The 26,925-nt window shown below is 67.0% G+C and carries 29 protein-coding genes; 19 read left to right on the top strand and 10 right to left on the bottom strand.

Features of this window, described 5'->3' with window-relative positions:
* Positions 1-20: 20 nt before the first annotated feature.
* The 5 genes from GGD82_RS20910 to argH all read right to left on the bottom strand — a co-directional run bounded on the left by GGD82_RS20910 (position 21) and on the right by argH (position 4,155).
* Positions 21-155, bottom strand: coding sequence for a hypothetical protein (locus GGD82_RS20910; protein WP_260178150.1), 135 nt, complete (start codon positions 153-155; stop codon positions 21-23).
* A 249-nt stretch (positions 156-404) separates the two neighbouring features.
* Complete coding sequence (locus GGD82_RS00910; protein WP_150060636.1) at positions 405-992, bottom strand: hypothetical protein; 588 nt, start codon at positions 990-992, stop codon at positions 405-407.
* A 108-nt stretch (positions 993-1,100) separates the two neighbouring features.
* Entirely contained in the window at positions 1,101-2,378 is a 1,278-nt protein-coding gene (gene lysA / locus GGD82_RS00905; protein ID WP_150060637.1) for a diaminopimelate decarboxylase, read from the bottom strand.
* A gap of 119 nt (positions 2,379-2,497) precedes the next feature.
* Positions 2,498-2,719 carry a hypothetical protein gene (locus GGD82_RS00900; protein WP_150060638.1) on the bottom strand — a complete coding sequence of 74 codons (222 nt, stop codon included), beginning with the start codon at positions 2,717-2,719 and terminating at the stop codon, positions 2,498-2,500.
* On the bottom strand, positions 2,716-4,155 hold the full coding sequence (argH, locus tag GGD82_RS00895) for an argininosuccinate lyase (RefSeq protein ID WP_150060639.1): 1,440 nt from the start codon (positions 4,153-4,155) through the stop codon (positions 2,716-2,718). Before argH ends, GGD82_RS00900 begins: the two co-directional genes overlap by 4 nt.
* 24 nt (positions 4,156-4,179) lie before the next feature.
* Between argH and GGD82_RS00890 the strand changes: the two genes are divergently transcribed.
* Positions 4,180-4,797: a TlpA family protein disulfide reductase gene (locus tag GGD82_RS00890; protein ID WP_150060640.1), complete on the top strand. Its 618-nt coding sequence runs from the start codon at positions 4,180-4,182 to the stop codon at positions 4,795-4,797.
* Between the two features lie 30 nt (positions 4,798-4,827).
* Here GGD82_RS00890 and GGD82_RS00885 read toward each other — a convergent pair whose 3' ends face one another.
* Positions 4,828-5,562 carry a phosphatase PAP2 family protein gene (locus GGD82_RS00885; protein WP_170284114.1) on the bottom strand — a complete coding sequence of 245 codons (735 nt, stop codon included), beginning with the start codon at positions 5,560-5,562 and terminating at the stop codon, positions 4,828-4,830.
* Between the two features lie 143 nt (positions 5,563-5,705).
* Here GGD82_RS00885 and GGD82_RS00880 point away from each other — a divergent pair, with 143 nt between their 5' ends.
* On the top strand, positions 5,706-6,332 hold the full coding sequence (locus GGD82_RS00880) for a GNAT family N-acetyltransferase (RefSeq protein WP_184013213.1): 627 nt from the start codon (positions 5,706-5,708) through the stop codon (positions 6,330-6,332).
* Here the strand turns inward: GGD82_RS00880 and GGD82_RS00875 are convergent.
* Positions 6,319-6,891, bottom strand: coding sequence for a hypothetical protein (locus GGD82_RS00875; RefSeq protein ID WP_184013212.1), 573 nt, complete (start codon positions 6,889-6,891; stop codon positions 6,319-6,321). The two genes, GGD82_RS00880 and GGD82_RS00875, sit on opposite strands and share 14 nt — an antisense overlap.
* A gap of 87 nt (positions 6,892-6,978) precedes the next feature.
* On the opposite strand from GGD82_RS00875, the gene GGD82_RS00870 reads away from it, so the two are divergent.
* The 3 genes from GGD82_RS00870 (at position 6,979) to GGD82_RS00860 (ending at position 9,986) form a co-directional block, all read left to right on the top strand.
* Entirely contained in the window at positions 6,979-8,115 is a 1,137-nt protein-coding gene (locus GGD82_RS00870) for a BMP family ABC transporter substrate-binding protein (RefSeq protein WP_150060644.1), read from the top strand.
* 10 nt (positions 8,116-8,125) lie between these two features.
* Positions 8,126-8,776 carry an HNH endonuclease family protein gene (locus tag GGD82_RS00865; RefSeq protein ID WP_150060645.1) on the top strand — a complete coding sequence of 217 codons (651 nt, stop codon included), beginning with the start codon at positions 8,126-8,128 and terminating at the stop codon, positions 8,774-8,776.
* Between the two features lie 208 nt (positions 8,777-8,984).
* A complete protein-coding gene (locus tag GGD82_RS00860) occupies positions 8,985-9,986 on the top strand; it encodes a lipid A deacylase LpxR family protein (protein WP_184013211.1) in 1,002 nt (333 codons plus the stop codon).
* A gap of 112 nt (positions 9,987-10,098) precedes the next feature.
* Here the strand turns inward: GGD82_RS00860 and uvrA are convergent, their stop codons facing one another.
* On the bottom strand, positions 10,099-12,981 hold the full coding sequence (gene uvrA / locus GGD82_RS00855; protein ID WP_150060647.1) for an excinuclease ABC subunit UvrA: 2,883 nt from the start codon (positions 12,979-12,981) through the stop codon (positions 10,099-10,101).
* A 343-nt stretch (positions 12,982-13,324) separates the two neighbouring features.
* On the opposite strand from uvrA, the gene GGD82_RS00850 reads away from it, so the two are divergent.
* The 4 genes from GGD82_RS00850 to GGD82_RS00835 are packed head-to-tail and all read left to right on the top strand — an operon-like array spanning position 13,325 to position 16,715.
* Positions 13,325-14,191, top strand: a complete 867-nt coding sequence (locus GGD82_RS00850) for an ABC transporter ATP-binding protein (protein ID WP_150060648.1) — start codon at positions 13,325-13,327, stop codon at positions 14,189-14,191.
* Positions 14,188-14,892 carry an ABC transporter ATP-binding protein gene (locus tag GGD82_RS00845; RefSeq protein ID WP_150060649.1) on the top strand — a complete coding sequence of 235 codons (705 nt, stop codon included), beginning with the start codon at positions 14,188-14,190 and terminating at the stop codon, positions 14,890-14,892. Before GGD82_RS00850 ends, GGD82_RS00845 begins: the two co-directional genes overlap by 4 nt.
* A 27-nt stretch (positions 14,893-14,919) precedes the next feature.
* Complete coding sequence (locus GGD82_RS00840) at positions 14,920-15,783, top strand: branched-chain amino acid ABC transporter permease (protein ID WP_221240691.1); 864 nt, start codon at positions 14,920-14,922, stop codon at positions 15,781-15,783.
* A complete protein-coding gene (locus GGD82_RS00835) occupies positions 15,783-16,715 on the top strand; it encodes a branched-chain amino acid ABC transporter permease (RefSeq protein ID WP_150060650.1) in 933 nt (310 codons plus the stop codon). Before GGD82_RS00840 ends, GGD82_RS00835 begins: the two co-directional genes overlap by 1 nt.
* Before the next feature lie 186 nt (positions 16,716-16,901).
* Here GGD82_RS00835 and GGD82_RS00830 read toward each other — a convergent pair whose 3' ends face one another.
* Positions 16,902-17,405 carry an outer membrane protein assembly factor BamE gene (locus GGD82_RS00830; protein WP_246163672.1) on the bottom strand — a complete coding sequence of 168 codons (504 nt, stop codon included), beginning with the start codon at positions 17,403-17,405 and terminating at the stop codon, positions 16,902-16,904.
* A 191-nt stretch (positions 17,406-17,596) separates the two neighbouring features.
* Between GGD82_RS00830 and GGD82_RS00825 the strand changes: the two genes are divergently transcribed.
* The 7 genes from GGD82_RS00825 (at position 17,597) to GGD82_RS00795 (ending at position 22,616) form a co-directional block, all read left to right on the top strand.
* On the top strand, positions 17,597-18,217 hold the full coding sequence (locus GGD82_RS00825) for a ubiquinol-cytochrome C chaperone family protein (protein WP_150060652.1): 621 nt from the start codon (positions 17,597-17,599) through the stop codon (positions 18,215-18,217).
* 10 nt (positions 18,218-18,227) lie between these two features.
* Positions 18,228-18,812 carry a YceD family protein gene (locus GGD82_RS00820; protein ID WP_170284117.1) on the top strand — a complete coding sequence of 195 codons (585 nt, stop codon included), beginning with the start codon at positions 18,228-18,230 and terminating at the stop codon, positions 18,810-18,812.
* A gap of 215 nt (positions 18,813-19,027) precedes the next feature.
* Complete coding sequence (gene rpmF, locus GGD82_RS00815; RefSeq protein ID WP_150060654.1) at positions 19,028-19,210, top strand: 50S ribosomal protein L32; 183 nt, start codon at positions 19,028-19,030, stop codon at positions 19,208-19,210.
* Positions 19,211-19,314: 104 nt separating this feature from the next.
* The gene (plsX, locus tag GGD82_RS00810) at positions 19,315-20,376 is read left to right on the top strand and encodes a phosphate acyltransferase PlsX (RefSeq protein WP_150060655.1); all 1,062 of its coding nucleotides are present in this window, start codon (positions 19,315-19,317) and stop codon (positions 20,374-20,376) included.
* A complete protein-coding gene (locus GGD82_RS00805) occupies positions 20,376-21,353 on the top strand; it encodes a beta-ketoacyl-ACP synthase III (RefSeq protein ID WP_150060656.1) in 978 nt (325 codons plus the stop codon). The genes plsX and GGD82_RS00805 overlap by 1 nt, the downstream gene beginning before the upstream one ends.
* Positions 21,354-21,675: 322 nt before the next feature.
* Entirely contained in the window at positions 21,676-21,993 is a 318-nt protein-coding gene (gene ihfA / locus GGD82_RS00800; RefSeq protein ID WP_150060657.1) for an integration host factor subunit alpha, read from the top strand.
* On the top strand, positions 21,993-22,616 hold the full coding sequence (locus GGD82_RS00795) for a MerR family transcriptional regulator (RefSeq protein WP_150060658.1): 624 nt from the start codon (positions 21,993-21,995) through the stop codon (positions 22,614-22,616). The genes ihfA and GGD82_RS00795 overlap by 1 nt, the downstream gene beginning before the upstream one ends.
* A gap of 54 nt (positions 22,617-22,670) precedes the next feature.
* On the opposite strand, the gene GGD82_RS00790 is transcribed toward GGD82_RS00795, so the two are convergent.
* Positions 22,671-23,537, bottom strand: coding sequence for an ATP-binding protein (locus GGD82_RS00790; RefSeq protein WP_150060659.1), 867 nt, complete (start codon positions 23,535-23,537; stop codon positions 22,671-22,673).
* A gap of 294 nt (positions 23,538-23,831) precedes the next feature.
* Between GGD82_RS00790 and yajC the strand changes: the two genes are divergently transcribed.
* From yajC to secF, 3 genes are read left to right on the top strand one after another with little or no spacing between them, the layout of a single operon-like run.
* Positions 23,832-24,281, top strand: a complete 450-nt coding sequence (gene yajC / locus GGD82_RS00785; RefSeq protein WP_150060660.1) for a preprotein translocase subunit YajC — start codon at positions 23,832-23,834, stop codon at positions 24,279-24,281.
* 52 nt (positions 24,282-24,333) lie between these two features.
* Complete coding sequence (secD, locus tag GGD82_RS00780; RefSeq protein WP_150060661.1) at positions 24,334-25,896, top strand: protein translocase subunit SecD; 1,563 nt, start codon at positions 24,334-24,336, stop codon at positions 25,894-25,896.
* Positions 25,897-25,907: 11 nt separating this feature from the next.
* Positions 25,908-26,864: a protein translocase subunit SecF gene (gene secF / locus GGD82_RS00775; RefSeq protein WP_150060662.1), complete on the top strand. Its 957-nt coding sequence runs from the start codon at positions 25,908-25,910 to the stop codon at positions 26,862-26,864.
* Positions 26,865-26,925 lie beyond the last annotated feature (61 nt).

The following is a 26,925-nucleotide window of genomic DNA, read 5'->3' as shown; positions in this document are numbered from 1 at the left end:
CACCCCACCGGAAACCGGGATCAGGACTCCTGGCTACGCCGCGCCTCAAGCGCTCGCTGCAAACTGCGGTCGGAGAAATACTCGGCCGCCCGATAAAACCGCCAAATAACGAACAGCCAGCAGACCGCGAAAATACCAAGCAGTGCATAGGTCATGAGTGCGTCTTCCCTTGCTCGCGCGCCCTTTGCCACCGGCGGCGCCGGAGGGCGACCGTAACCAAACGGACGCGACTGCCTGCTGGCCGCCAGAACCACCCCGCGCTCCATACCGCGAGCCGAGTCCGTCAACGTCGCGCCCGGTTCCCCGAACGGCCTCAGAAAACGCCGAAATCCGATAAATTGCAAGAGCGTGAAGGGATCCCGTCCCTTTGACACCTGAACGGATTGCACCCGACGTGTTCACCCTCAGGCGCCCTCAAGATACTGACGGACCTGCGCCCGTGCACCCTGTCCCCCGATGCGCAGATCGGCCCTGAAGTCCGATCCGACAGCCGTTCCGTCCGCCTTGACCTCCAGCGCGACGAGAAACGCGCGCTTCCGCGCCAATTCGAACTGCGGAACCCCCCGGCCGGGCGGGTGGAGGTCCTTCCGGTCACCGCCCGCGTCCTCCTTGACTGCGGGAACGATCTTGGCGATGCGCTTGCGGCCGGTCACGATCTGGCCCTTGCGCGCCAGGTCCTGGAACGCATGCACACCGTCCAGGCCATGGGCCTTCATGACCTGGTCGTACATATGCGTGCGCAGGGTATCATTGGGACCGGCGGGGAGCGCGCGGCCCATGCGGCGCCCCGTGAAATACGTGTAACCGGCCAACCGGAAGTCATCGCAGGTGAAGAACTGGCGCATCAGCAGGACGAAATAGCCGCCCGCCAGATGCCCCTCGCGGAACCCGAGCTTCTCTTCCATCTCGTCTTCGTCGCCCGGACGCACGCGCACCAGACAGGTCACGTTGCCGTCGAAGGGGACCACGGCCCCGAGCTTCATCTTTGCCATGACGTGCCCTCCGCGCCGCGTCCGGTTCGGTCTTGCCCGGACAGTATGCCCAAACGCAGCAGCTCCGACCAGACGCGCCCGGGGGCGCCGCCGGGGCGCGATCGGGCTCTAACGGGCGTCGGTCAGCCAGGGCGGGAGGTCTTCCAGGGACGCCATTTCGGTCAGCGTCGGCCGTCGCCGCACCACATGGAACCGATCGCCGTCCACCAGGACTTCCGGCACAAGCGGCCGCCCGTTGTACTGCCCGGACATCACCGCCCCATAGGCGCCGGCGGTCATGAAGGCGACCAGATCGTCGGCGGCCAAGGGCGGCAGGGAGCGGTCCCGCGCGAAGGTATCGCTCGACTCGCACACCGGCCCCACAACATCGATCGGATGCCGCTCGACGCCCGCCGACGGTTCCACCACAGGCCAGATGTCGTGCCACGCGTCATACAGAGCCGGCCGCATCAGGTCGTTCATCGCCGCGTCCACGATCGCGAAAGTCCGCGTCATGCCTTCCTTGAGGTACGTCACCCGCGAGACAAGCACCCCTGCGTTGCCGGCGATGGCCCGGCCGGGCTCGATGGTCAGCGCGCAGCCGAGATCCCCCACCGTGCGGGCGACCACGGCGGCATAAGCCGAGGGCGGCGGCGGCGTGTGGTCATCGGCGTGGTAGGGCACGCCGAGCCCGCCCCCCAGGTCGAGCCGGTCGATCGTGACTCCATCCGCCCGCAACAAGGCCACGAGGTCGCGGACCTTGCGGAACGCGGCCTCGAACGGCGCCAGATCCAGGATTTGCGAGCCAATGTGCACGGCCACGCCGTGGACCGCGATGCCCTCCAGCGTCATGGCGCGGCGGAACACGGTGCGGGCACTGGTCCACTCGATGCCGAACTTGTTCTCCGCCTTGCCGGTCGTGATCTTGGCGTGGGTCGCCGCGTCCACGTCCGGATTGACGCGGATCGCCACCGGCGCGCGCACCCCAAGCTCGCGCGCCACGGCATCCAGCGCGTCCAGCTCCGGCTCGCTCTCGACGTTGATCTGATGAACCCCGGCGTTCAGGGCAGCAGCCATCTCGTCCTTGGTTTTACCGACGCCGGAAAAGACGATCCGATCCGCCGGCGCGCCCGCCGCCAGCGCCAGCCCCATCTCGCCCCCGGAGACGACGTCCACTCCGGCGCCGAGCCCGGTCAGCAGACGCAGCACGGCCCTGTTGCCGTTCGCCTTCATGGCGTAGCAGATGGTCGCGTCCAGATCCGCGAAGGCGTCGGCGAAAGCGCGATAGTGTCGGGTCAGCGTGGCCGTCGAATAGACGTAGCACGGCGTGCCGACCTGCGCCGCGATGGCCTCCAGCGGGACAGCCTCAGCATGAAGCCGGCCATCAATGTACGAAAAGTGGTGCATGAAACGCCTGACGTGTCGAAGGCCTGAAACGAGGGCGCTGTCATGCACCCGGGAACGAAGGCGCGATTACGCGCCGGGGAACGAAGGCGCGATTACGCGCCGGGGGACGGGAGGCGCGGTCACACGCCCGGAGCCGGTGGCCCGGTCACCCGCCGCCGCTCCTCCTGGCGGGTCGGAGGCGCGAGCGTGGAGGCGGGCGGCGCCATCTCTGGCGACGCGGGCGCGGGGTAGCTGCGCGGGTAGGTGGAGTCCGCCGGCGGCAGGTTGGGCGCCTTGCGCCCGCACCCGCCCAACAGCGCCAGTGCCACGCTGGCCGCAACGATACCGTGGGCCGCCCTCACGCGGGGCTCTCCCCGTCGAGGAACCGGCGCCGCGCCTCGACACAGGCCGCCCGTACGCGGTCCGGCGCGGCTCCGCCCAGACTGGTGCGCGCCGCCGCCGACCCGGCCGCATCGAGCCGCAGATCGTCGGTGATGCGCGGCTCCACGGCCTGAAGGTCCGCCAGGGAAAGGTCCTCCAGACCGACGCCCTTGTCCTCGGCCAGCTTGACGATGGCCCCGGTGATGTGGTGCGCGTCCCGGAACGGCACGCCGTGCTCCCGCACCAGCCAGTCCGCGATATCGGTCGCGGTGGAAAAGCCCGCGCCCGCCGCCGCCGCCAGCCGGTCCCGATTGACCTGAAGGTCCTGAACCATGCCCGTCATCGCCGCCAGACACAGGCCGAGGGTGTCGACGGTCTCGAACACCGGCTCCTTGTCCTCCTGCATGTCCTTGGAATAGGCCAGCGGCAGCCCCTTCATGACCATCAGCAGGCCGGTCAGGTGGCCGACGACGCGCCCGGTCTTGGCGCGGATCAGTTCGGCCGCGTCGGGATTGCGCTTCTGCGGCATGATCGAACTGCCGGTCGTGTACCGATCCGACAGGGTGACGAAGCGGAATTGTGCGCTGGTCCAGATCACCAGTTCCTCGGCCAGCCGCGACAGGTGGACGACGCACAGGCTGGCCGCCGCCATCAGTTCGATGGCGAAATCCCGGTCCGACACCGCGTCGAGGCTGTTCGCCGTCGGCCGGTCGAAGCCCAGGTCGGCCGCCGTCATGGCCCGGTCAATGGGAAAGCCCGTGCCGGCCAGCGCCGCCGACCCCAGCGGGCACTCGTTCAGCCGCGCCCGCGCGTCCCGCAAGCGGCCCCGGTCGCGGCCCAGCATCTCGACATAGGCCAACATGTGATGCCCGAAGGTCACCGGCTGGGCGCACTGCAAATGGGTGAAGCCGGGCATGACGACGTCGGCGTGCGTCTCCGCCTGCGCGATCAGCGCCGCCTGGAGCCCGGCCACAGCCCCATCCAGGTCATCGATGGCGTCGCGGGTCCACAGCTTGAAATCCGTCGCCACCTGATCGTTTCGCGATCGCGCCGTATGCAGCCGACCGGCCGCCGGGCCGATGATCTCGCGCAGGCGGGACTCCACGTTCATGTGAATGTCCTCCAGCGCCGTCTTGAAGACGAACCGGCCCTCGACGATCTCTTGCAGGACCTGATCGAGACCGGTCAGAATGGCCTCGCCGTCCGCGCGGTCTATGATGCCCGTCGCGATCAGCATGCGGCAGTGCGCCTTGGACCCTTCGATATCCTGGCGGTACAGTCGCTTATCGAAGTCGATTGAGGCGTTGATGCGCTCCATGATGGCCGCCGGGCCGGCGGCGAAGCGTCCGCCCCACATGCTGCTCCGCGTCGCGCCGGAACCGGTTGTGTCAGCGGGGTCGGTATCGTTCACGTCCATCTGGGATCATCCACCTGGAAAGCCATGAGTCAGGGAAGCACGCGCAGCGGGCCGCTGATCGCCCTCGCCATTTTCGTCATCGGTCTCGCCACTGCAAGCGCGACGCTGATTCTGCCCCAGATCCAGGGGAAGACCGTCCCGGGCATGGTCGAGGGCCGTGGGGCCGCCCTTGCGCTTGAGCGCGTCGCCTCCTCCAAAGCGGCGCAGGGCGCGCCGTTCCGGTCGGAGAGTGGCGACACTGTGACGCTGGAGGACTTCCGCGGCAAGATCGTTGTCCTCAACTTCTGGGCCACGTGGTGCGGGCCCTGCGTGCGCGAGATGCCCACCCTGGACCGCCTGCACGCCCGGCTAGCCGGGGACCGGTTCGCCGTCGTCGCCGTCTCGACGGATCGGGCGTCGATGGCGACCCTGCGCGCGTTCTTCGACACGCATGATATCACCCACCTGCCGGTGTACCACGATCCGACTGGTGATCTCTCCCGCGCCTTCGGAATCACGGGGCTGCCCACCACGGTGGTCCTCGACGCGGAGGGCCGCGAGGTCGCCAGCCACATGGGCTACATGGATTGGGATCAGCCGGACCTCGTCACCTGGTTCCACCAGCGCATGGACCGGGCCCGGGGCACCGGTCCGGGCGGCTGACCGCGACATTGGCGGCCATGTCGCTCCTAACTAACGCGGGGCACCGAGACGAAGGGACAAGCCCCGGGCCGCCGCCCAGCGCACGGCAAGAACGGCGGCGGCGATGCCAATAAAGCTGCCCATCAGCACGTCCGACAGATAGTGCACCGTCACGAACAGCCGGCTGGAAGCGACCAGCACGCCCAGCGCCGCCCATGTGGGCCAATGGCGTGGATACAGGGCCATCAGCATGGCCATGACCACCCAGATGTTTTGCGAGTGGCCGGACGGAAAGCTGTTGGCCGCCGACTGGAACGACAGCGGCACGGCCCCGTACAAGTCCTCCCGGAACAGCCAGACCGGCCGCAGCCGTCCCACCAGATGCTTGAGCACAGTCACGAACAGCCCGCTGCCCGCCAGCGCGCAAAGGAACACGACCCAGACCCGAGCCTCCGCCGCCCAACGGGCCCACATCGCGTCCATCGCCGTCGCCATCATGCCCAGGCCGCAGCGGGCGAGCATGACCAGGGCCAGGACGTACCAAGGCCAGCCCAGACCAATGTCCGTGACGATGACCCAGAAGCCCTTCCAATCGCCCTGCACGTTGGCTTTGAGAACCAGCGCCAGCGGGCGGTCGATCCACACCATGGCGACGAGGCACGCCAGGGACACCCAGGCGAACCCGACGCTCAGCGGCCGACGGGCGGCCAGGGTGGCATGCCCCCAGACCAGACGGGCAAGGAGTGTCGTATCGGCGGCGGCGCGGTCCACGGGTTGGGCTTTCATCAAAAAACGTTCCAATTCGGCGGCTTGAGCGTTTCCCTTCATGTCCTTTCCACGATATGATTGACCCATGGTCCGGGTCGAGAGCACGGTTGGCTTCGCGATCCCCATGGACGCCGGATTCTGACCGGACGCGTGATCCCTCAATGACCCTCACCTTTTCGCCGCCTCCGTTCGTCACGCCGCAGCGCCCGGTCCGGAGGTTTGGCCGGCGCATCGCTATGGTCGGCGACAGGTCTCCTCAAAGCGCAACCGACGATGTGGGCGCCAGTGGCCTTCGGGTGCGCCCGATGGTGGCGGTCGATACCGGTCGCGTTCACGATTTCCTGATTGCCCAATACGAGACCTTCAACGCCGCCGACAACACGCCCGTGGGCCACGCCCATTTCCAGGCCTTCGTCTCGGCCCCGGCCTTGCGGGACCGGCTGGACGAAGGGTGCATTGCCCATGTGGCCGAACGGGACGGAACCGTCCTGGGCATGTGCGAACTGCATCTGGATGGCTACCTGACTCTTCTATACGTGCGCGGCGACCACCACGGCCGCGGCATCGGGCGGCGCCTCCTAAAACAGGGGCTGGAGACGTTGCACACGGTCGCTCCCGCAATCACCGTCGTGCGTGTGCGCGGAACGCCCTACGCCCGGGGGTTTTACACCCATATGGGGTTCGAACCGCTTGCGGATGCGCTTCAAGAAGATCACGGGATCCGGTTCCACCCCTTCCTGATGCGTCTGCCCACGCACCCGCAACGGGATACGGTCACCGGCACATAAAGGACAACTCCCTTTCAGGGTCTTCGGGTTCGTGAAGGCCGGACAGCAAGAGCACGTCCTCGTATACGGTCGCGTTCACATGCGTGTGGATCCGCTCCAGCAGGGACGCCTTCAGGTCGGCGTTCCGCTCCATGCCATCCAGGCCGTCCAGTTGCAGGGGGGTCCGGTTCAAGGCGAACAGAAGCGCCTCCCGCGCCCAGGGCGCCTTGATACACGCTCCGACACGTTTGCCGGGCAAGGGCACCAGCCGCGCGGTGATCGCCTGATAGCGCGTGCGGCCGTTCTTTGCGATCGGCAGCCACAGGGCATCGAGTTGCATATAGGACCCGATGACCTGATCGGCGTCCGTCCGGGGCCGGTTGGCCTCCTTATCCGGCCGGTTGCCGGCCTCGGCGGCGGACTTGCCATGCCCACCGTCACCACCGCCGCCCCCGTGCCCTCCGCCACCACCGGCGGCGAGCGCGAGACCAGGCAAGACCACCAGAGCGGTGGCCAGCAGGGCGGCCCCGACCCATCGTTCCGGAGCGGCCCACGAAAAACGCATCGGGACTGGGGACATTGCGGCGCTCCCGCGTTGTGACACATCGGCTTCGGAGAGTATAAACGGGAGCCGCCATCGTCCGCCACCTCGCACGGAGACTCGTACATGCGGAAGCCCCCTGCCCCCGCCGCCCCCAAGGCCCACACCCTGACCCGCCGGACGGTTGCCGTCGGCCTCGCGGCCGGCCTCGGCACGGTCGCGCTTGCCACCGGCGCATCCGGCCCGGTCCTGGCCGCCGACGAGCCCCTCAAGGTCGGCTTCATCTATGTTGGCCCGGTCGGCGACTTCGGCTGGTCGCACCAGCATGACCAGGGACGTCAGGGCGTCGAGGAGGCCCTGGGCGATGCCGTCGAAACCACCTATGTCGAGAGCGTGCCGGAGGGGGCCGACGCCGAGCGCGTGCTGACTCAGCTCGCCGCAAGCGGCCATGACCTGATCTTCACCACCTCGTTCGGGTTCATGAATGCCACCCTGAAGGCCGCGCGCAAGTTCCCGAACGTCAAGTTCGAGCACGCCACCGGCTACAAGCGGGCGGACAACGTCTCGACCTACGCCGCGCGCTTCTACGAGGGTCGCTATGTGATCGGCGTCATCGCCGGCCACATGACCAAAAGCAACACCATCGGCTACATCGCCTCGGTGCCCATTCCCGAGGTCGTGCGCGGGGTCAACGCCTTCACGCAGGGCCTGCGCTCGGTGAATCCGGACGCCACCGTCAAGGTGATCTGGGTCAACTCCTGGTACGATCCGGGCAAGGAGCGCGAAGCCGCCGAGACCCTGGTTGCCCAGGGGGCCGACGTCCTGACGCAGCACACCGACAGCCCGGCGCCGGTCCAGGTGGCCGAGGAAAAGGGCATCTACGCCTTCGGGCAGGCGAGTGACATGACCCAGTTCGGCCCGGATGCGCACCTGACCGCCATCGTGGATGACTGGCGCGGCTACTACGTGGAGCGCACCAAGGCCGTCATGGACGGCACCTGGGAGAGCACGGACACCTGGGGTGGCCTGGCCAGCGGCATGGTCGCCATCTCCGACTACAACCCGGCGATGCCGCCTGAGGTCGTCGAGGCCGCCGAAGCCGCGCGCGCCGCCATCGAGTCCGGGGAATTGCACCCGCTGGCCGGCCCCCTGCGCGATCAGACCGGACAGGTCTTGATCGCTGACGGCGAAGCTCCGGACGACGGCGCCCTGCTGTCCATGGACTGGTTCGTCGAGGGCGTGCAGGGTCAGGTGCCGAAGTGAGCCGGTCGTCGTGAGCCGCAGCCGTTCCGGATCCTCGCGCGCCCAGCGCGGGCGCCCGTTTGGGGCCATGCGACAGGCGCGGTTCGTCCTGATCCTGGGCGGGCTGCTGGCAGCGCTGTGGGGCCTGCGCCAATCGGAGGTGTTCTATCCGGTGGCACAGCCCTACGACCGGGCCCTATACGACCACTGGATCGACGCGGACGGCGACTGTCAGGACACCCGCCAGGAAGTCCTGATCCGCGACAGTCTGGTCCCGCCCCGCCTGTCCGAGGACGGATGCCGTGTCGTGTCCGGTCGCTGGATCGACCCGTACAGCGGGGCCGCGTACACCGACCCGTCCGACCTCGACATCGACCATCTGGTGCCGCTGGCCGAGGCGCATCGCTCCGGCGCGGACACCTGGACGGAGGGTCGGCGGCGCGCCTACGCCAACGATCTGTCCTCGCCCCTGACCCTGGTCGCCACGGCCGCCGGGGAAAACCGATCCAAGGCGGACGGCGATCCGCTGTCCTGGCTGCCCGGAACGCCGGACCGCTGGTGCGCCTACACCGCCGCCTGGACCACCGTAAAGGCCCGCTGGGGTCTCAGCCAGGACCGCATGGAAGGCTGGTGGACGGATGTCGTCCTCTGGGCCTGCGAGGCCATGCCCCCGCGACGCTGAGCCGCTGACGGCCACGCGGCCCCGCGTCATCATGGCCAATGGGTCACGCTGCGCAACAAAGTGAGGTCCGGCTGGCCGATCCCGCCCGCGGCGCGCCACGCCGGCCTTTTTTTCCGCCCTTGGGCGTGCCTATCCTTCCAAGGAACTATTTCTTCACACGGGCGTTTCTGTGCTGCGGGGTCAGGCTCCAGGGATGAGGCATATATCAATGAAATTGACCGGAATCGTGTTGGTGTCCGGCTTGTGCGCAGCGGGAATCGCGATGACGGCCCCGGCCTTCGCGGACAACGAGGGGGACAACGACGGCGATATCGTTACCTTTCAGCTTGAAAACGATACCTTCGCGAACACGGACCGCAACTACACCAACGGAATCGCCGTGGGGTTCAGCCCGGCAATGCGCAAAACGCCCTGGGCCAACGACCTTGCCGCATTCCTGCCGATGATGTCGCCGCACGGGCGGGAGCGTGTCGTCTTCAGTCTGGGGCAGACCATGTACACGCCCACAGACATCACCATCCGCCAAGAGCAGCCCGATGAGCATCCCTGGGGCGGGTTCCTGTTCGGGTCCGCCGAATTGATCAGCGAGGGCGAAGGCCATCTGGACCAGATGTCCCTGACGCTGGGTGTGGTCGGCCCCGCCTCCCAGGCCGGCGACACACAGGCATTCGTGCACGACATTCTGGACGTGGCCGAGCCCCAGGGATGGGACAACCAGATCCACGATGAACCGGTGGTTAACCTCGCCTATCAAAGAAGCTGGCCGGGCTTTCTCAAGGCGTCTGCGCTGGGGCTGGAAGCCGACGTGACCCCGCATGCAGGCGGTGCCTTCGGCAACGCCTTCATCCACGCCAATGCCGGGACCATGGTCCGGTTCGGGCAGGGACTGAAGGTGGACGCGGGGCCCCCGCTGATCGGCCCCAGCCGCCCCGGGACCCCGGTGTTCGACACCGGTGTCGGCAGCGGCTGGTACCTGTTCGCGGGGCTCGACGCGCGGGCCGTAGCACGGGATATCTTCCTGGATGGCAACACCTTCCGGGACAGTGCCAGCGTCGACAAGAAGCCGTTCGTCGGCGAGGCTCACGCCGGAGCTGTGGTGTATTTCAACGATTTCCGGATCGCCTACACCCACGTCTTCCAGACGAAGCAGTTCGACACTCAGAACGGGCTCGGCAGCCACGGCGCCCTGAGCATCGCGGTGAACTTCTAAAGCGAATCCCCGAACGATCCAGACCAGATCGCACCCCAAAAAGAGGGGGCGATTTTCTTGGATATTAAATAAATAGAGCGTTTTTCGGGATCGCACTATCACGCCGAACGCCCTACGCGGGGGTGCGCTGGCGGACAGCAGCCTCGATCAGATGACCCTTGAGGTATTGCCCGGTGTGGCTGTCCGGGTGCGCGGCCACCTGTTCCGGCGTGCCCTCGGCAATCAGGCGGCCGCCGCCGGAGCCACCTTCCGGTCCAAGATCGATGATGTGGTCGGCGGTCTTGATGACCTCCAGGTTATGCTCGATGACAAGCACCGTATTTCCCTGGTCTACGATCTGGTGCAGCACCTCCATCAGCTTGCGCACATCCTCGAAGTGCAGGCCGGTGGTCGGTTCGTCGAGAATATAGAGCGTGCGCCCGGTGGCGCGCCGCGACAGCTCCTTGGACAGCTTGACCCGCTGCGCCTCGCCGCCTGACAGCGTGGTCGCCTGCTGGCCCAGGTGGATGTAGCCGAGCCCCACCCGTTGCAGCAGCTCCATCTTGTCGCGGATGATCGGCACGGCCTTGAAGACGTCCGCCGCCTCTTCCACCGTCATGTCAAGAACGTCGGCGATCGACTTGCCCCGGAAGAGAACTTCGAGAGTCTCCCGGTTGTAGCGCTTGCCCTTGCAAACGTCGCAGGTGACGTAGACGTCGGGCAGGAAGTGCATTTCGATCTTGATGACGCCATCGCCCTGGCAGGCCTCGCAACGCCCGCCCTTGACGTTGAACGAGAACCGGCCGGGCTTGTAGCCGCGCGCCTTGGCGTCGGGCAAATTGGCGAACCAGTCGCGGATCGGCGTGAAGGCGCCGGTGTAGGTGGCCGGGTTGGAGCGCGGGGTGCGTCCGATGGGAGACTGGTCGATGTCCACGATCTTGTCGATGTGCTCCAGGCCCCGGATGGCGTCGTGCACCGCCGGAAGCTCGCGCGCCCCATGAAGTTGGCGCGCCAAGGCCTTGTACAGGGTCTCGATCACCAGGGTCGACTTGCCGCCGCCGGAGACCCCCGTCACGCAGGTGAAGGTGCCGAGGGGAATGTCCACCGACAGATTCTGCAGATTGTTGCCGCGCGCGCCCTCGACCCGCAGGGTCTTGCCGTTGCCGGACCGCCGGGCATCCGGCACCGGCACACAGCGCCGCCCGGTCAGGTACTGCCCGGTCAGGCTGGCGGGGTTCGCCATCACCTCTTCCGGCGTGCCCTCCGCCACGATCTTGCCGCCGTGGACACCGGCCCCCGGCCCCATGTCCACCAGATGGTCGGCGGCGCGGATAGCGTCCTCGTCGTGCTCAACGACGATCACGGTGTTGCCGAGATCCCGAAGCCGGCGCAGCGTCGCCAGCAGGCGGTCGTTGTCGCGCTGGTGCAGGCCGATCGACGGCTCGTCGAGCACATACAACACCCCCGTCAGGCCGGAGCCGATCTGGCTGGCCAGCCGGATGCGCTGACTCTCGCCGCCGGACAGCGTGCCCGAGGTCCGCGAGAGGGTCAGATAGGTCAGGCCGACGCTGGTCAGGAACCCAAGCCGCTCGTTGATTTCCCGCAGGATGCGGCGGGCGATCTCCTGATCCTTCGGCCGCAGCCGCCCCTCCAACTCCGCGAACCACTCCCGGGCGACGCCAATCGACAGGTCGGAGATCTCGGCGATGTGGCGACCGTCCACCTTGACGGCCAGCGCCTCCGGCTTGAGTCGGGCCCCACCGCAGGCCTCGCACAGATGGGAGGCCTGATACCGCGACAGGTCGTCGCGCACGCCCTGGGACTCGGTTTCCCGCCAGCGGCGCGCAATGTTGGGCAGCACACCCTCGAACGGCTTTTCGGTGCGGTAGCTGCGGTGGCCGTCGTCGAACCGCAGGGCAATCACCTCGTCCCCGGAGCCGTGCAGAATGGCCTGGCGCGCGGCCTCTGGCATCCGCAACCAGGGCGTATCGGTGTCTGTGCCATAGTGGGCCGCGACGCTTTCCAGCGCCTGCGCGTAGTACGGCGATGGCTGACCCGCCGACGCCCAGGGCAGCACCGCACCCTGGCGGATGCTCTTGTCCGGGTTCGGCACCACCAAATCGGGGTCGAAGTGCAGCTTCACGCCCAGCCCGTCGCAGGCCGGGCAGGCGCCGAACGGATTGTTGAACGAGAAAAGGCGGGGCTCGATCTCCTCGATAGTGAAGCCGGAGACCGGGCAGGCGAACTTGGCGGAGAACACGGTCTCCGCGCCAGTGGTCGCGTCCTCGGCAATCAGCAGACCGTCCGACAGGCCCAGCGCCGTCTCGACCGAATCGGCCAGCCGCGACTCAAGCCCCGGCTTGACGATCACCCGATCCACCACGACCGAAATGTCGTGCTTCACCTTCTTGTTCAGCGGCGGCACCTCGCCCAGGTCGTGCACGGTGCCGTCCACCTTCACGCGCTGGAAACCGCGCTTCTGGAACTCCGCCAGTTCCTTGCGGTACTCGCCCTTGCGGCCGCGCACCACCGGCGCCAGAAGATAGAGACGGGTCCCCTCGCCCATCGCCACGATGGCGTCGACCATCTGGCTGACGGTCTGGCTTTCGATCGGCAGGCCCGTGGCCGGCGAGTGCGGAATCCCCACCCGGGCCCACAGCAGGCGCATGTAATCGTGAATCTCGGTGACGGTGCCGACGGTCGACCGCGGATTGCGGCTGGTGGTCTTCTGCTCGATCGAAATCGCCGGAGACAGACCCTCAATGGAATCCACATCGGGCTTCTGCATCAGCTCCAGGAACTGACGCGCGTAGGCCGACAGGGACTCGACATAGCGCCGTTGCCCCTCGGCATAGATGGTGTCAAAGGCCAGCGAGGACTTGCCCGAACCGGACAGGCCCGTCACCACCACCAGGGAATCCCGCGGCAACGTGACATCGATGCCCTGAAGATTGTGCTCGCGGGCACCGACAACGCGGATGTCCTGGGAGGTGGCAGAGGTCGTGGAAGGGGGCATGGCGGGGGCTTCGTCCGGGCCAGGGGGAGCGGTCAGTGGGTCGGTTTGGCGGGAGACCTCTCGTACATAGAGCCGCCCCACCGGGCGCACAAGCGGTCCCCGGAGATGGAGCACCGACGCGGCGCGCCCTCACATCCCATAGAGCGTATCCGCGCTGCCCCATCTCCCTAGGGCGGTACGGCCACGAAAAGAAGGTGGGTTGGTGGGCTTGCCCCCCGGCCCGCCATGGGGTACACACCCGCGCCTTGGGCGACGCCAGTTGAGTTGCGAATTCGCAATCGCGCGCCTCCCTTGTGCCCATTCTACTCCCATCCCGTCCCCGCTGCGACGGAAGGTCCGTCTCGTGATCCAGATCGAAGGCATCTCAAAGGCGTTTGGTGGCCTGCAAGCGGTCGACTCGGTGACCTTCACCGTTGCGGCTGGCGGCATCACCGGGCTGATCGGCCCCAATGGCGCAGGCAAAACGACGCTGTTTTCGATCCTGGCCGGGTTTCTGCCGGCCGATCAGGGCCGCGTGCTGCTGGATGGCGAGGATATCACCGGCCTGCCGCCACACAGCCTGTTTCACCGGGGTCTGGTCCGAACCTTCCAGATTCCGCATGAGTTCTCCCGCATGACGGTGCGCGAGAACCTGATGATTGTGCCGCCCGGCCAGGCTGGCGAAAGCCTCGCCTATTCGTGGCTCCGCTGGGGCAAGGTCAAGGCGCAGGACCGCGTCATCCGCCAGAAGGTTGATGACGTTCTGGACTTCCTCAAACTGACCCACGTCGCGGACGAGCTGGCCGGGAACCTGTCGGGCGGCCAGAAGAAGCTTCTGGAACTCGGCCGGACCATGATGATCGACGCCAAGGTCGTGCTGCTCGACGAGCCCGGCGCCGGCGTCAACCGCACGCTGCTGAACAGCATTCGGGATGCTATCCGGCGCCTGAACACCGAGCGCGGCTACACCTTTTGCCTGATCGAGCACGACATGGACCTGATCGCGGACCTCTGCGACCCGGTGGTCGTGATGGCGCAGGGGCAGGTGATCGCCGAGGGGCCGATGGATGTGATCCGCGCCGATCCCCAGGTGCAGGACGCCTATCTCGGCGGCGGTGTCTCGGGGCGCGGCGTGTCCGCGATGACCGAGGACGATATCGGCCGCGCGCGGCCCGACAGCACGGTGGACACGGACGCGGACGAGTCCGGTGACGAGGAGTGGCGCCCATGACCCTGCTGTCGATCGAGGGACTGACCGGTGGCTATGGCGGCGCCGACATTCTGCACGGCGTCGACCTGCGCGTGGAGCCCGGCGAGATCGTGGTCATCATCGGCCCGAACGGCGCCGGGAAGTCCACCCTGATGAAGGCGGCCTTCGGCCTCGTGAAGATCAAGGAAGGTGCCGTCCTGTTCGAAAAGCGGGACATCACCCCACTGCGCCCGGACCAGATCGTCCGCCAGGGCATTTCCTATGTCCCGCAGGAGCGCAACGTGTTCCCCTCCATGTCGGTGGAGGAAAACCTTGAGATGGGTGCCTTCATCCGCACCGACGACATTCGGCCGCAGATGGAGCGGATCTATTCGTTCTTCCCGCGTCTGGCGGAACGTCGGACCCAGATTGCCGGGTCCATGTCGGGCGGCGAACGGCAGATGCTGGCCATGGGCCGCGCCCTCATGCTGGACCCGAAGCTGCTTCTTCTGGACGAACCGACCGCCGGCTTGTCGCCGCTGTTCATCGACCAGACGTTCGAGCGCATACAGAAGATCAACGCCGCCGGCATCGGCATTCTGATGGTCGAGCAGAACGCGAAGCAGGCGCTCGCGGTGTGTGACCGGGGTTACGTGCTGACGATGGGCCGTAACCGCATCGACGACACCGGCGCCAACCTGCTGGCCAACAAGGATGTGGCCGAGATGTTTCTCGGTGGATAAGTGGGTGCCTGAGGAGACCGAGCGGCGATGGTGACCGAGCTTCTGCAACTGGCGATCTACGGCGTCGTGCTGGGTAGCATCCTGACGCTAGGCGCGATCGGCGTCTCGCTCATCTATGGGATCCTGCGGTTCGCCCATTTCGCCCACGGTGACCTGATGGCCCTCGGGGCCTATTTTTCGCTCTCGCTCGTAGCCGGGCTGGGCTTTCCGGTCTGGGCCTCGGCGCCGTTCGCCATCGTGGGCGCGGCCCTGGCAGCCATCGCCATCGACCAGACGGTCTATCGGCACCTGCGCAAGTCGCCCCCGATCATCCTGTTGATCTCTTCGTTCGGCATCGCCATCGCGTTGCGCAGCGTGATCCAGTTGGTGTGGGGGCCGCGCAATCAGGTGTACGCCAGCGGCATCCAGATTCCCTGGCGGTTTGAGGGCCTGGTCATCAAGCCAGATCACGTCTGGATCGTGCTGGGTGCGGTTGTTCTGGTGGCAGCGCTGCACCTGTTCCTGACCCGCACCAAGATGGGTAAGGCCATGCGGGCCATGAGCGACAACATGGACCTCGCCCTCGTGTCCGGCATCCCGTCCGAGCGCGTCATCATGGTCACCTGGGCCGTCGGTGGCGGTCTTGCCGCCGTGGCGGGGATTTTCCTGGGCATGGACACCCGCCTGCACCCGGTCATGGGCTGGTCGGTGCTGCTGCCCGTCTTCGCCGCCGCCATTCTGGGCGGGATCGGCCGGCCGTACGGCGCCATCGCCGGCGGCATGGTAATCGGGCTGGCCATGGAGATGTCGACCGTCGTCATCGATCCGACCTATAAGCCGGCGGTGGCGTTCGCGCTGATGGTGATCATGCTGGTGGTCCGGCCGCAGGGCCTGTTCAAGGGGAATGCGTGATGGAGATGGACGGTCTTCTCACCTACGGGGTCTTTTTCCTCACGCAGGCCGGCATTTACGCCGTGCTCGCCCTCGGCCTGAACGTCCAGTACGGCCTGACCGGACAGATCAACATCGGCATTGCCGGATTCTTTGCCGTAGGCGCCTACACCAGCGCCATCGTGACGACGCACCCGAGCACCGCGCATCTGGGGGGCTTCAACCTGCCGTTCCCGGTCGGCGTCGTGGCCGCCATGGCCACGTCCGCCCTGGTTGCGGCCGCGATCGGGCGCATCACAATGCGGCTGCGCTCGGACTATCTGGCCATCGCCACCATCGGCATCGCCGAGATCATCCGCCTTGCGCTCAAGAACGAAGACTGGCTGACCAACGGTGTCCGCGGCATCCCGGGCATCCCGCGCCCGTTCTCGGAAACGCTGGGCGCCAACCCCCTGATTTCGCTGGGGGTCGTTCTGGGCTTCGTCGCGTTCGCTTTCTGGATGGTGGAGCGGGCGCGCAGCGCGCCCTGGGGCCGGGTCCTGCGCGCCATTCGCGAGAACGAGGACGGTGTGAGCGCCGCAGGCAAGGATGTCGCACACTTCCGCCTGCAGGCGTTTGTTTTCGGCGCGAGCCTGATGGGCATGGCCGGCGCCCTGTACGCCCATTTCATCGGCTTCATCAGCCCGGAGGCCTTCCTGCCGCTGTACGGGACGTTCCTGGTCTGGGTCATGCTGATCGCGGGCGGCGCCGGCAACAACTGGGGCGCGCTCGTGGGCGCTCTGGCCATCTGGGTGCTCTGGTCCGCAACCCAGTTCATGACCGATGCCTTGGGCGCCGAATACGCCACCCAGGCCGGGGCCCTGCGCGTTCTTCTGATCGGTGTCTTGCTTCAGGTGATCCTGATCGCGCGTCCTCAGGGCCTGCTGCCGGAACGCGGCGCCCGGAAGCACTAGAGTGTTTTGCGTGACAGTTGGCCCACGCAAAACACTCTATCGGTTTGATATTTTAGAAAATCGTCGTCGCGATCGGCTCCCGATCACTCTGGACATACTCTCAGCCGACGCCCTCCCCGGTCCCCGGGAACCAATCCCCAGGACCATGGGGGGCGGCGCCCCGAGGCAATGCCGCCATCCCCAGGCTTACAGGCCGGGGATTTCGGTTTCCAGACCGTTCCCGCCGCTGCCTTGGAAGCGGCCGAGATTGCCCAGGAACTGCTCGACAACGCTCAGTTCGTTGCCCAGCGTCGGGGTCTCGCGAGACACCACATCGACGTCGTGGCCATCGTCCAGCCCAAGCTCTTGGACGTCGCTCACCCGGCCGTCCGGCCCGAACGCGATGGCGATGACCCGGCGCTTGAGTTCCTCTCGCTCAGAGAGCCCGGATTGGTGGGTCTGGGCACTGATGTAATACCAGGTCTCGTCGTCGAACATGGCCGTGGTCGACGGCGTGCCGAGCAGGGCCGCGACCTCGGCCCGCGACTGCCGGCCCGGTTCGATCTGGGACAGACGCTCCGCCGTGGGTTCATTGCCGCGCGCACTGATGTCGCCGGTGCAGCCGGCCACGCTGAGTGCCAACAGGCCCCCCAGGGCCAGAGTCGCGCCCAGGCGCCCGATCCGGTCACGCGATCCCCGTCGCTCGATCACGCGCGCATCTCCCTTCGTTCGGATGAGTGGTGGAGCCGGACTTGCCGTTTTCCGCCCCGGCGCCCCGAAGGCGCGTGCCCGTGTTTGCACCTGCGGGCCGGGGCCTTTATATACCAGCAACTCTTTGCTTGAAAAGGGCACCCGCCGACGGGCGCCCTCCATCTTTCTCCAGCGGCTCCAGAGACGGCACCATGTTTGATCTTCTTTTCGGGGGGCGCGCGCGGGCGCGCGACCGCGCACAGTCCCAGGCGGTTGTGCAGACCCTGTACGGCGCCGTCGTTCAGCAGACACGCCGGCCGGAACCGTATGTCGCCTGGGGCGTTCCAGACACACTCGATGGACGCTACGACATGCTGGTGCTGCACGCCTTCGTGCTGTTCCGCGCGCTCGGTCGCCTGAGCCAGGAGGAATCGAAGGCTACCGGCGTTCCGGAGGGGCGGACCGAGGCCGGCGGACTGTCTCAGGCGGTGTTCGATCACATGCTGCGCGATCTGGACACCAACCTGCGCGAGGCCGGCGTCAGCGACATGCGCATCGGTGCGCGCATGAAGAAGCTGACCAAGGCGTTCTACGGCCGCGTGTCCAGCTATGAGGCCGGGTTGAAGGCCGAGGAAGACGACGCCACGCTGCGGGACGCCCTGGACCGCAATGTCTATCAGAAGGTCGCGGCGCCGCCGGAGGGACTCGCCGCCCTGGCCCGCCACGTCCGGGCTCTGGCGGCGGCGGCCGACACCTGGACATGGGCCGACCTCTCGCACGGTGTCGCGCGCTACCCCGACCCGGAGCCCACCGCCGAACCCGCCACGCCGTAAGGGACTCGCCATGACTGTCGCCCCCGAATTCAGCCGGCCACTGCCGGCCGAGCCCCTACCGCCCCGGGGCCGGACCCTGACCGTGGAAGCCGATGCAGACGAGCGCGCGGCCCTGGCGGACCGGTTCGATCTCGACCGGCTCGACCGCTTCGCCGCCACCGTCACGCTGCGGCCCCTGGGCGGCCGGCGCGGTGTGGTGCGCGTGGAACTGACCGGCACTCTGGAGGTCGAGGCCCTGCGCACCTGCGTGGTGACGCTGAAACCCCTGCCCTGCACGATCACCGAGTCGCTGATGCGGCGGTTCTCCAGCGCCGCCGACGATGGCCCCGGCGACGCCGAATTGGACATCGACCCGGACAGTGACGAAGACCCACCCGACCCGATCGTGGACGGCCTGATCGACGTGGGCGAAGCCCTGGCCGAGGCGTTCGGCTTGGCGCTGGACCCGCACCCGCGCGCCCCGGGTGCTGAGATATCGGACGAGGCCCTGTCGGCGGGCGCACTTGGCTCCGACTCGGCCTCCGAGTCCGAGAGCGCCGCATCATCGCCGTTCGCGGCCCTCGCGGGTCTCGGTTCGGCCCGACGGAATCGCTGACCGGACGCCCCGCACGGGCCGCCCGCGAAAAAACACCAACCCCGCCGCGCCCCGGTTCTTGCGGGACCCAGCAATTTCCGTTACATAGTGCGCCCCGTGCCTGGACCGCCCCTGGCGACCCGCAAACCCCTGGTTTTGCTTGCCGCGCCCTGCCGACTCGCGTCGGCGGCCGTGCCGGTCCCGGCTTCCGTGATCCCGAAACCTGGACAGGTCCCATGGCTGTTCCCAAGAGTAAGACATCCAAGTCCCGTCGCAACATGCGCCGCTCCCATCATGCGGTGAAGAACGGGCCGTACAACGAGTGCCCGAACTGCGGCGAGCTGAAGCGTCCGCATCATGTGTGCGCGCACTGCGGGCACTACGACAATCGCGAGGTCGTGAATCCCGAAGCCGCCTGATTAGGGCGGTTGGATACGACGGAACGAGCGTCGGCAGGACCGGCACACCGGACCGGCTCGTCGTGGCCGGACGGACCCACAAGAGTTCGGCGAATGGGGTTCCCTTGAGCGTAAGCCTCACACTCTCCCTTGACGCCATGGGCGGGGATCGCGCCCCGGACATGGTGCTCAAGGGGATACGCATCGCACACGAGCGCCACCCGCGCGTTCGGTTTCTGATGCATGGAAACGAGGCCGCGCTGCGCCCCGTCGTGGCCAAGGATAAAACCTTGGCCGAAGTCTGCGAGATCCGGCACACCGACAGCGTGGTCAGCGGGGACGAGAAGCCCTCCCAGGCCGTGCGCCGAGGTCGCGACAGCAGCTTGTGGCGGTCTATTCAGGCCGTGAAGGACGGGGATGCCGCGGGCGTCGTCTCGGCCGGCAACACCGGGGCCTTCATGGCCATGGCGAAGCTGGCGTTGCGCACCCTGCCCGGCATCGACCGGCCGGCCATCGCGGCCCTCATGCCGACCCAGCGCGGCGACTGCGTCATGCTGGACCTGGGCGCGAACGCCGAGTGCGACGCCGACAACCTCGTGCAGTTCGCCATCATGGGCGAGGTGTTCGGGCGCACCGTGCTGGGACTCGACAATCCCAACATTGGCCTGCTGAACATCGGCACAGAGGATCAAAAGGGCACGGACGCCCTGCGTCAGGCCTCCGCGATTCTTCGGGACAGCGCGCTGCCGATCCGTTTCCACGGGTTTGTTGAAGGGGACGACATCGGCAAGGGCACGGTCGATGTCATCGTCACCGACGGCTTCACCGGCAATGTCGCGCTAAAGGCGATCGAGGGCACCTCGAAGCTGTACACGTCCTTCCTGCGGCGTGCGTTCGAAAGCTCGATCCTCAGCCGCCTGGGCTATCTATTGGCCCGGCCGGCCCTGAACAAGGTGCGCATGCGGGCCGACCCGCGCCGCTACAATGGCGCGATGTTCCTGGGCTTGAACGGGATCGCGGTGAAGTCCCACGGCGGGACCGACCCGCTTGGCTTCGCGAACGCCGTCTGCGTCGCGATCGACCTGATTTCGAACGGTTTCAATGACACCATTCGCGGCGAGTTCATGAAGGTTCAGCGGGCCTCCGGCCTGAACAGCCAGGATCTGGAACGGGCGGCAAACGGCTGATGGTCACACGCTCCGTTCTGCTGGGGACCGGATCGCGGCTGCCCGAACGGGTGGTCACAAACGACGACATGGCCCGCATCGTGGACACCAGCGACGCCTGGATCCGCGACCGCTCCGGGATCCGCGAACGCCGGTTTGCGGCCGAGGGGGAAACCACATCCGATCTCGCCATCGCCGCTGGGCGCGCGGCGCTGGAACGCGCGGACCTGGATGGCAAGGACGTCGACCTGATCATCCTGGCCACGGCGACCCCGGATCACACCTTCCCCGCCACCGCGACCAAAGTTCAAGCCGCCTTGGGCGCTGAAGGCTGCATCGCCTTCGACATGCAGGCGGTGTGCACCGGGTTCATCTACGCTCTGACCACGGCCGACTCGTTCTTGCGCGCCGGTCAGGCCCGGACCGCCCTGGTCATCGGCGCCGAGACGTTCTCTCGCATCCTGGACTGGACCGACCGCGGCACCTGCGTGCTGTTCGGGGACGGCGCTGGCGCGGTTGTGCTGCGGGCCGAAACGGGCACGGGCGATGCGCGGACCGACCGCGGAATCCTATCGTGCCATCTGCACGCCGACGGACGCCAGCACCACCTGCTCTATGTCGACGGCGGGCCGTCCACGACCCAGACCACCGGCTTGGTGCGCATGCAGGGCCGGGAAGTGTTCCGCCACGCCGTCGCCAACATGGCCCAGGTCGTCGACGAGGCCCTGACGGCCACGGGCCTGACAGGTTCGGATCTGGACTGGCTGGTGCCCCATCAGGCCAACCAGCGCATCATTGAAGCCACGGCACGCAAGGTCGGGCTATCGATGGATAAAGTGGTCATGACGGTGGCCCGGCACGCCAACACATCGGCGGCCTCTGTTCCCCTCGCCCTGGACGAAGCGGTGCGGGACGGCCGCATCCGACCCGGCCATCTCGCCCTGCTGGAAGGCATGGGCGGTGGCTTCACGTGGGGCTCTGCGCTGCTCCGCCTCTGACCGGTCTGTGCCCCATCGAGTCGGAGGCGCCGGCTTCCATCCCGGTTTAATCTGTCCCCGCCAAATCCCTGATATTGACGACTTTCCGGTGACCCGGTAGTCTTTTCGCGGTCGGAAGCCCTCTGCTCTTGGCGGGTCTTCCGGGTCGTCCACCACCGCCCCGGCGGCGGGGCATGCCGGCCAGAGGGACCGGTCCCGGGAGCCTCCGGCGTCCCTGCCCCCGACAAAGGACCGAGGCGGACGATCACATGGTTCCGGGCCAGCACCGGGCCCATTCGCGGCGACTCGTGGCGGACGGGACCGGGACGAAGGGTGACAGACAATGAGCGGGCAAACCATCACGCGGTCGCAACTCAGCGAAGCTGTCTATCAAGAAGTCGGATTGTCCCGCAATGAGTCGGCCGACCTTCTTGAGTCTGTGCTTCAGGAAATGTCCCTGGCGCTGGCCCGCGGGGAGACCGTCAAGATCTCCTCGTTCGGCAGCTTTTCGGTGCGGGAAAAGGGGCAACGCATCGGTCGCAATCCCAAGACCGGCGAGGAGGTTCCCATCATGCCCCGCAAGGTGCTGGTATTCCGTCCCTCGCAGCTCCTGAAATCCCGCATCAACAAAGAGGACCACGATCCTCACGGGAGTGAGTGATGCCGGGGGCCGAAATTTCCGATCGAAAGGACAAGCCGGTGGCGGGAGGCCAGGCACGGGAAGGCGCCGGACGCAGGACACAAAAATCCGACGCGGCCTTCCGCACGATCAGTGAGGTCGCGACGGAACTTGACGTCCCGCAGCACGTCCTGCGGTTCTGGGAGACCAAGTTTTCCCAGATCCGGCCCATGAAACGGGGGGGGGGCCGGCGGTACTACCGGCCCGAGGATGTCGTCCTACTGACGACTCTGCGCGACCTGCTGTACCGAGAGGGCTATACCATCAAGGGCGTGCAGAAGCTGCTGCGCGACACCGGCGCCAAGGCCCTGGTCTCGACCGTTCAGGAGCGCCAAGAGCGCGCGGCGGCCGAGGGCGGCCCGCTGGGGCCGGTCGGGCTGGCACTTCCGGATCCCCCCGAATCGGACGACGCGACGACACCGAACACAGACGAGCCCCTCTCCGATGCGACGGAGACCGGGCCCTCGGATGCGTCCCACCCGGGTCTGGACACCGACAAGCAGGCGGAGGTCCGCGCGGTCATCGACGAGCTTGAGACGCTTCAGAGCCTGCTGCGGCAGGCGATCGACGCCACGCGAGAGCCAACCCCGCCACCCGCGGCGTAAGGGAAAGGCAGCGGCCGGGCGCCCAGTGATCCCCGGGCCGTCGCCCCACCGAACTCAGCCGGCCAGAGGCTGCCCCAGCCGACCGGCCAGATCCTGAATGTATTGCCAGGCTACGCGGCCGGACCGACTGCCCCGGGTCGTGGCCCATTGGATGGCTTCGCGCCGCAAGGCCTCGTCATCAATCGCCAGGCCGTGGTGCCGCACGTAGCCCCGCACGATGGTCACGAAGGTCTCCTGGTCGACGTTGTGAAAGCCGAGCCACAGGCCGAAGCGATCCGACAGCGATACCTTCTCCTCCACCGCCTCGCCGGCATGCAGGGCGGTGGACTGCTCGTTCTCCACCATCTCCCGCGCCAGCAGGTGGCGGCGGTTCGACGTAGCGTAGAACAGCACGTTGTCCGGGCGGCCCTCGATCCCGCCCTCCAGTAGCGCCTTCAAGGACTTGTAGCTCGTGTCCTGACCGTCGAACGACAGATCGTCGCAGAACAGCAGACAGCGCCGCCCGCACCCGCGCAGCCGCGTCAGAAGCAGCGGCAGTGTCGGAATATCCTCGCGATGGATTTCCACAAGAGCGAGTCGGGATTCGGGCAGTTCCCCAGCAACGGCACCGTGTACCGCCTTCACAAGCGAACTTTTCCCGGTGCCGCGCGCGCCCCAGAGCAGTGCGTTGTTGGCCGGCAGGCCGCGCGCGAAGCGGCGGGTGTTCTCGGCCAGGGTCTCGATCTGCCGGTCGATCCCCTGGAGGAGATCGAGGGGGATCCGGTTGACGACCGGCACCGGCTCCAGGTGCTTGGTTTCCGCATGCCACACGAAGGCATCGGCGGCGTTGATGTCCGTCACGGCCGCCGCCGCAGGGACAACCTTCTTCAAACACTCGGCAATATCCTGCAAGGCACGGATCGCAAGATCAAAGTTCGGCATGAACACGGGGCTCCATCCTGTCTCGGCCAGCCGGAACGGCCGCGGCACCATAGCATGCCCCGGCGGCCCGACAACCATGCGCGGCACCCACCTTCCGGCCCATGCCCCGGCGGCCCGACAACCATGCGCGGCACCCACCTTCCGGCCCATGCCCCAAGGCCGGGAACGCTGCCGTACGGTCGCGTTTGCAACGCGGCGCCGGATGAGTATAGTCCGGGCTCCGAACATCCGGAGGCGCCCGCCCACCCGCCGCGCGGCCGCCCACCCAACACCCCGAATCTAAGGAGCGCGCGGATGCTCATCAGTCCCGCCTTTGCCCAGACCGCCCCCGGTGGCGACGCCATGGGAAGCCTGGGCGCTTTCCTGCCCCTGATCCTGATTTTCGTCATCTTCTACTTCCTTCTGATCCGCCCGCAGCAGAAGCGGATGAAGGAGCACAAGGCCATGCTGGAGGCCATCCGGCGCGGCGACCGTATCGTGACCAACGGCGGCATCATCGGCACCGTGGTCAAGGTCCAGAACGACACCGAAGTCTCCGTCGAAATTGCGGACGGGGTTCGCGTGCGTGTGATGCGCGACATGATCGCCAACGTGCTGTCGAAGACCGAGCCGGTGTCCGGCGGCGGCGACGGCAAGGGCAAGCCCGCCAATGAAGAGACCGCTGCCGCGCCGGCCGCGACCGGCAACGACAACGGCGGGGCCGCCGGCAAGCTCAAGAGCCTGCTCTCCGGCAAGAAGTCCTAACACGTTCCGTCCCCTCCCCCGGACCGCCCGCTGACACCGAAGGCCGTTTTCAATGCTCTATTTCGCCAAATGGAAGACCGGGCTTGTGCTGGCCATCTGCCTTGCCGGCCTGTTCTTCTCGGTTCCGAACGCTCTGCGCGGCCAGGCCGACGCCCTGCCCTCCTGGTGGCAGCCGGTGACGCTTGGCCTCGACCTGCAAGGCGGCTCCTATCTGCTGCTGGAGGTCGAGACCAAGGTGGTCGTCCAGGAGCAATTGGAAGCCCTGGTCGAAAACGCGCGGGCGGAGCTTCGCACGGCCCGCATCCGGTATGTGGGGCTGGGTGTCGAGGGCGAGTCCGCAGCCGTGACGATTCCGGACGCCGGGCAGCGCGCCCAGGCCAGGACCCTGCTCGCCGGACTGGACACCGCGGTCGAGGTCACGGAAGAAGCGGACGGTCGCTTCGTCATGGGCCTGACCGAGCAGGCGCTGATCGAACGCCGCAGTCAGGCGGTGGACCAGTCGATCGAGATCGTGCGCAAGCGCGTCGATGAGACCGGCACGCGGGAGCCCACGATTCAGAGACAGGGCGAGAACCGGATCATCGTGGAGCTTCCGGGCGTCGACGATCCGCAGCGGATCAAGGACCTGATCGGGCGCACGGCCAAGCTGAACTTCCATCTGGTGGACGAACGGGTGTCCGCCGAGGACATGATGTCGGGTCAGGTGCCCCCCGGCACCGTCATTCTTCCGGCAGCGCCCAACAACGCGGGCGGTCCGCAGAGCTATCCCGTGCGCAAGCGGATCGAGGTGTCGGGCGACCGTCTGGTCGATGCCCAGGCGTCGTTCCAGGACAGCCAGCCGGTTGTCAGCTTCCGCTTCGACACCGCCGGCGGCAGCCGGTTCGGACGGGTCACGCAGGAAAGCGTGGGGCAGAATCTCGCCATCGTGCTTGACAATCAGGTCATCAGCGCCCCGGTGATCCGTGAGCCCATTCTGGGCGGATCGGGTGTAATCTCTGGCCGCTTCTCGGTCCAGGAGGTGCAGGACCTGGCCCTGCTGCTGCGAGCCGGCGCCCTGCCCGCCCCCTTGACCGTGCTGGAGGAACGCACGGTCGGACCGGGCCTGGGCGCGGACTCGATCGAAGCCGGCGCGCTGGCCAGCGGGCTCGGGTTCGTTCTGGTGGTCGTGTTCATGCTCGCCAGTTACGGCCTGTTCGGCGGCATGGCGGTCGTGGCCCTTTTCGTCAACCTGTTCCTGCTGCTCGGGTCCCTCAGTCTGTTGGGGGCAACGCTGACTCTACCGGGGATCGCGGGCATCGTCCTGACCATGGGTATGGCGGTCGACGCCAACGTGCTGATCTTTGAGCGCATGCGCGAGGAAACGCGCAACGGCCGCACCCTGATGAACAGCATCGAGACCGGCTTCCGACAGGCGTTCAAAGCCATCGTCGACGCCAACGTGACCACGCTGGTCGCCGCCGGCCTGCTGTTCTATTTCGGCTCCGGCCCCGTGAAGGGCTTCGCCGTGACCCTCAGCCTCGGCATCGTCTCGTCCATGTTCACCGCCGTCATGGTGACCCGCCTGATGGTCGTCACATGGTTGCGGCGCGGCCACGCCAAAACCCTGCCGATCTGAGGATCCCGTCCATGCCCAAGCTTCTCAACATCATCCCGGTCGATACCAAGATCGACTTCATGAAGCGCCGGCTGGTGGCGCTCGTGCTCTCGATCGTGCTCATGCTGGCATCGGTGGCCTCGCTGGCCGTGCAGCAGCTCAATTTCGGCATCGACTTCGCCGGCGGCATTCTGGTCGAGGCCCGCATGCCGTCTGAGCCGGACATGGCGGATATGCGCGCCCGCCTCAACGGGCTCGGTCTCGGCGCCGTCTCGCTCACCCATATCGGCGAGAACGCACGCGACGTCATGATCCGCGTCCAGCAGCCCGCAGACACGACGGACGAACAGGAAGGCGCCGCGCTGAAGGCGATCCAGAGCGTTCTCGGCGACAGCGTGGATTACCGCCGCGTCGAGCTGGTCGGCCCCAAGGTCGGGTCCGAACTGATCGAGGCCGGGATCTGGGCGGTCTCGCTCTCGATCCTGGCGATCGTGGTCTACATCTGGTTCCGGTTCGAATGGCAGTTCGCGGTGGGGGCCATGGTGGCGCTGGTGCATGACGTGCTGGTCACGCTCGGCCTGTTTTCCCTCCTGCGGCTGGAATTCGACCTGACGACGGTCGCCGCGGTCCTGACGCTGGCCGGTTATTCCATCAATGACACCGTGGTCGTCTACGACCGGGTGCGGGAGAAGCTGCGCAAGTACAAAAAGCTGGATCTGATCGAGCTGCTGAACCTGTCGCTCAACAAGACGCTGTCGCGCACCATCCTCACGTCGTTCACCACCCTGATCGCCGTGCTCTCCCTGCTGTTCCTGGGGGGGGACGTGCTGCGCAACTTCAGCGCCGCGCTGGCGTTCGGCATCATCATCGGCACGTACTCCACCATCTATGTGGCGGTGCCGATCCTGGCCTATTTCGACCTGCGCCGGGAGGCGATCGCTGGCGAAGAGCCGACGGAGGAGACCCCGAACGCCGAGGCGCGTCCGTAACGCCACGCCGATCCCCCGGTGGTCCGTTTTGGGTCCGCCGGGTTGATCGTGGGGACCTCGT

The sequence above is a fragment of the Roseospira marina genome, assembly GCF_014197855.1.
In the GTDB taxonomy this organism is placed as follows: domain Bacteria; phylum Pseudomonadota; class Alphaproteobacteria; order Rhodospirillales; family Rhodospirillaceae; genus Rhodospira; species Rhodospira marina.
This window is presented reverse-complemented; position numbering and strand designations above follow the sequence as displayed.

Bases quoted from the DNA above. Each gene is read 5' to 3' on its own strand.
- GGD82_RS20910 (WP_260178150.1), bottom strand. From the start codon at position 155: ATGACCTATGCACTGCTTGGTATTTTCGCGGTCTGCTGGCTGTTCGTT.
- GGD82_RS00910 (WP_150060636.1), bottom strand. From the start codon at position 992: ATGGCAAAGATGAAGCTCGGGGCCGTGGTCCCCTTCGACGGCAACGTG.
- lysA (WP_150060637.1), bottom strand. From the start codon at position 2,378: ATGCACCACTTTTCGTACATTGATGGCCGGCTTCATGCTGAGGCTGTC.
- argH (WP_150060639.1), bottom strand. From the start codon at position 4,155: ATGGACGTGAACGATACCGACCCCGCTGACACAACCGGTTCCGGCGCG.
- GGD82_RS00890 (WP_150060640.1), top strand. From the start codon at position 4,180: ATGAGTCAGGGAAGCACGCGCAGCGGGCCGCTGATCGCCCTCGCCATT.
- GGD82_RS00885 (WP_170284114.1), bottom strand. From the start codon at position 5,562: ATGAAAGCCCAACCCGTGGACCGCGCCGCCGCCGATACGACACTCCTT.
- GGD82_RS00880 (WP_184013213.1), top strand. From the start codon at position 5,706: ATGACCCTCACCTTTTCGCCGCCTCCGTTCGTCACGCCGCAGCGCCCG.
- GGD82_RS00875 (WP_184013212.1), bottom strand. From the start codon at position 6,891: ATGTCCCCAGTCCCGATGCGTTTTTCGTGGGCCGCTCCGGAACGATGG.
- GGD82_RS00870 (WP_150060644.1), top strand. From the start codon at position 6,979: ATGCGGAAGCCCCCTGCCCCCGCCGCCCCCAAGGCCCACACCCTGACC.
- GGD82_RS00860 (WP_184013211.1), top strand. From the start codon at position 8,985: ATGAAATTGACCGGAATCGTGTTGGTGTCCGGCTTGTGCGCAGCGGGA.
- uvrA (WP_150060647.1), bottom strand. From the start codon at position 12,981: ATGCCCCCTTCCACGACCTCTGCCACCTCCCAGGACATCCGCGTTGTC.
- GGD82_RS00845 (WP_150060649.1), top strand. From the start codon at position 14,188: ATGACCCTGCTGTCGATCGAGGGACTGACCGGTGGCTATGGCGGCGCC.
- GGD82_RS00840 (WP_221240691.1), top strand. From the start codon at position 14,920: ATGGTGACCGAGCTTCTGCAACTGGCGATCTACGGCGTCGTGCTGGGT.
- GGD82_RS00835 (WP_150060650.1), top strand. From the start codon at position 15,783: ATGGAGATGGACGGTCTTCTCACCTACGGGGTCTTTTTCCTCACGCAG.
- GGD82_RS00825 (WP_150060652.1), top strand. From the start codon at position 17,597: ATGTTTGATCTTCTTTTCGGGGGGCGCGCGCGGGCGCGCGACCGCGCA.
- GGD82_RS00820 (WP_170284117.1), top strand. From the start codon at position 18,228: ATGACTGTCGCCCCCGAATTCAGCCGGCCACTGCCGGCCGAGCCCCTA.
- rpmF (WP_150060654.1), top strand. From the start codon at position 19,028: ATGGCTGTTCCCAAGAGTAAGACATCCAAGTCCCGTCGCAACATGCGC.
- GGD82_RS00805 (WP_150060656.1), top strand. From the start codon at position 20,376: ATGGTCACACGCTCCGTTCTGCTGGGGACCGGATCGCGGCTGCCCGAA.
- ihfA (WP_150060657.1), top strand. From the start codon at position 21,676: ATGAGCGGGCAAACCATCACGCGGTCGCAACTCAGCGAAGCTGTCTAT.
- GGD82_RS00795 (WP_150060658.1), top strand. From the start codon at position 21,993: ATGCCGGGGGCCGAAATTTCCGATCGAAAGGACAAGCCGGTGGCGGGA.
- GGD82_RS00790 (WP_150060659.1), bottom strand. From the start codon at position 23,537: ATGCCGAACTTTGATCTTGCGATCCGTGCCTTGCAGGATATTGCCGAG.
- yajC (WP_150060660.1), top strand. From the start codon at position 23,832: ATGCTCATCAGTCCCGCCTTTGCCCAGACCGCCCCCGGTGGCGACGCC.
- secD (WP_150060661.1), top strand. From the start codon at position 24,334: ATGCTCTATTTCGCCAAATGGAAGACCGGGCTTGTGCTGGCCATCTGC.
- secF (WP_150060662.1), top strand. From the start codon at position 25,908: ATGCCCAAGCTTCTCAACATCATCCCGGTCGATACCAAGATCGACTTC.